A 2,872-nucleotide genomic window follows, 5' to 3' on the forward strand; every position below is an offset into this window, starting at 1 on the left:
ACCTAGTGCACTGATTCATTCAGATGGTACACCGGCCATCGGAATGAATCAGTGCACAATTCGTTGATTTTGTGGGCCGATCCAGACAGATGGTTCATGGGCATGAACCATCTGTCTGGATCGGCCCACTGGCATGAACGAGATCAATCCCGCCCCAAGGATACCAGAAGGCTTTCGGCGAGAAAGCCGCTTGTTACGGGCGCAGGCCCAGTCGGGCCGGATCGATGGCGGGGGCGCTCAGGGCCTTGGCCAGCCGGGCTTCCAGCACGGCCAATGAAACAGGCTTGGCCACGAAGCCGTGGATGCCGAGCCTGACCGCCATCTCCACGTTCTCCTGGTCGGCATGCCCGGTCAGGATCAGCACCGGCAGGCAGGCCAGTCTTTCGTCGCCCAGTTGGCGTAGCGTCTTGACGAAGTCGAAGCCGTCCATGCCCGGCATTTCCAGGTCGCACACCACCAGGTCGAGTTTGTCCGCCAATTCCTGTAGTTTGCAAAGCGCGTCGGAACCGTCATTGGCCGTATGCACCTCGCCGACCTTCAGGTCCCGCAACATACGCGCGACCAGGTTGCGGATGAACAACTCGTCATCGACCACCATGATGTTCAACGTCCTGAACTCGGTCCTGTCCATTCACGCCTCCCCCACTTGGTCCGCGATGGCCGCCATACTGCGTTGGAACAGCGCAGGAAACTCCGCTCCCAGAGCGGACAGCCGGGCGCGATCTGCATCCTTGCCCGCCCGTTCCAGGCCGGCGCAGCATTCGGCCAGCGCCACGGCCCCCACGGCACGGGCCGAGGATTTGAGTTTGTGCGCCCCCCGCGCCGCCGCCGCCGGATCATCCCCGTCCAGTGCCTGCGCGATCTCGGCGGCCAGCCCCTTGGCCGGCGCCAGGAAGTCCCGAAGCACCTCGGCGATGGCGGCGGGATCCTCGCCCACCATGGCTGCCAGGGCGTCCGACACGAACAGCGGCGATGATGCCGGCCCGGGAGACGGCACGGACTGGGGCGGCGCTTCGCCGGCGATCCAGGCGGGCAGCCAACGGGCCAGCGCGGCCCGCAGCCGGACGGGCTCCACCGGCTTGATCAGCCAATCGTCCATGCCTGCGGCCCGACACGCCTCGATGTCCTCGGTGGCGACGCTGGCGGTAACCGCCACTATCGGACAGCGCCCACCTTCCGCCCGGATGGCGCGGGCCAACTCGAAACCGCCCATCTCGGGCATGTAGCAATCGGTCAGGACCAGCGGATGGCGGCGATGCCGCCAGGCATCCAGGGCCTGCCGGCCGTCGGCGGCCAATTCTGCAAGAAGGCCGTTACGTGCCAATTGGCGGCGCAGGATGTCCCGGTTGGTCTCGTTATCCTCGGCCACCAGCACGAGCCGCCCCTGGGCCAATGCCTCCTCGGCGTCGGCGGGAAGGGCGCCACCCCAAATTGCTGCCGGGATCGCCCGCTCGCCGTCGGCCTCGATCGGAGCATCGGTCGCTTCCAGGGGGAGGAGGAGGGAGAAGGTCGCGCCCTGCCCCTGCATGCTCACCGCCCGGATCTCGCCGCCCATCAGTTCGGCCAGACGGCGGCAGATGGACAGGCCGAGGCCGGTGCCGCCGAACCGGCGGGTGGTGGAGATGTCGGCCTGGGAAAACGGCTTGAACAGGTGGCTCATTTGCTCGGCGGTCATGCCGATGCCGGTGTCGGACACCTCCAGACGCAGCCACCCGCCCTCATCCGCCGAGGCCGTAAGCGTCACGCGCCCGCCGGCCGGAGTGAACTTGATGCCATTGCCGACCAGGTTGAACAGGATCTGCCGAAGCCGAACGGGATCGCCGACAATCCACTCGGGAAGAGCCGGGTCGATAGTATGGGCCAGAGCCACATCCTTGGCATCGGCCACGTTGCGCAAGGTCGCGGCAACGCCGTCAATCACCGAACCAAGCGAAACCGGGATACGCTCCACCTCCATCCGGCCGGCGTCGATCTTGGAGAAGTCCAGTATCTCGTTGATCACCCCCAGCAGGGACCGGCCGGATTCCCCTGCCACCTTCAGCAGGTACCGCTGCTCATCGTTCAAGAGGGTGTCGCCCATGAGGTCGATCACACCGAGCACGCCATTCATGGGCGTGCGGATTTCATGGCTCATCATGGCCAGGAAGGCCGATTTCGCCTGGGTCGCCCGCTCGGCGGCCAGGATCGCGTCGCGCAGGTCGAGCTGGGTCTTGACCCGGGCACGGATGATGGGCGGGCTGAACGGCTTGTGGATGTAGTCCACCGCCCCCACCTCGAAGCCCCTTGCCTCGGCCTCGGGGTCGCTTTTGGCGCTCACGAAGATCACGGGAATGGCGGCGGTGGCGGGCTCGCCTTTGAGGCGCCGACATACCTCGTAGCCGTCCATCTCCGGCATCATGACGTCGAGCAGGATCAGGTCCGGCGGCTCGTCGCCACCGGCCAGAGCCAAGGCCTTGGCTCCATTGGTGGCAACCCGCGTGCGATAGTAATCCTTCAGCAGCCCGACCACCACGGTCAGGTTCTCGGGGGTGTCGTCCACGACAAGAATCGTCTTGCGGTTTACTTCGGAGGCCATCTCTGCGCCCTCGCTTATCGACCGCAGCCACACCACCGGCCGAAGCTACCAATCTACTCTCAAGCTAAGCAAGGCTGAAGGCAATACGTGTCGCAGCCCCCGTGAACGCAAAAGCCACGGTTCATTGACTGCTGCGCATGGGCGCGGACATGATCAACGCTCGCACTTCCTGCCAGTCGACGAAGGGGACCGCCGACGGGCAACAGGGGCGCGGTTCATGCACCCACGCGTGGTAGCTATGTGGTATCCGGAATCAAAAAGGCCTTAGCCGGGATGCGGCTAAGGCCTTGATATTTT

General features: G+C 65.1%; 2 protein-coding genes. Both read right to left on the bottom strand.

Features of this window, described 5'->3' with window-relative positions; all coding sequences use genetic code 11:
• Nucleotides 1-193 precede the first annotated feature (193 nt).
• Complete coding sequence (locus tag G4223_RS03610; protein WP_163675137.1) at nt 194-631, bottom strand: response regulator; 438 nt, start codon at nt 629-631, stop codon at nt 194-196.
• Nucleotides 632-2,575 (bottom strand): response regulator, encoded by a 1,944-nt coding sequence (locus tag G4223_RS03615; protein WP_163675140.1) that lies wholly within the window; start codon nt 2,573-2,575, stop codon nt 632-634. It abuts the gene before it with no gap.
• Nucleotides 2,576-2,872: the final 297 nt, after the last annotated feature.

It is taken from the genome of Magnetospirillum aberrantis SpK, from assembly GCF_011022235.1.
Lineage (GTDB): Bacteria > Pseudomonadota > Alphaproteobacteria > Rhodospirillales > Magnetospirillaceae > Magnetospirillum > Magnetospirillum aberrantis.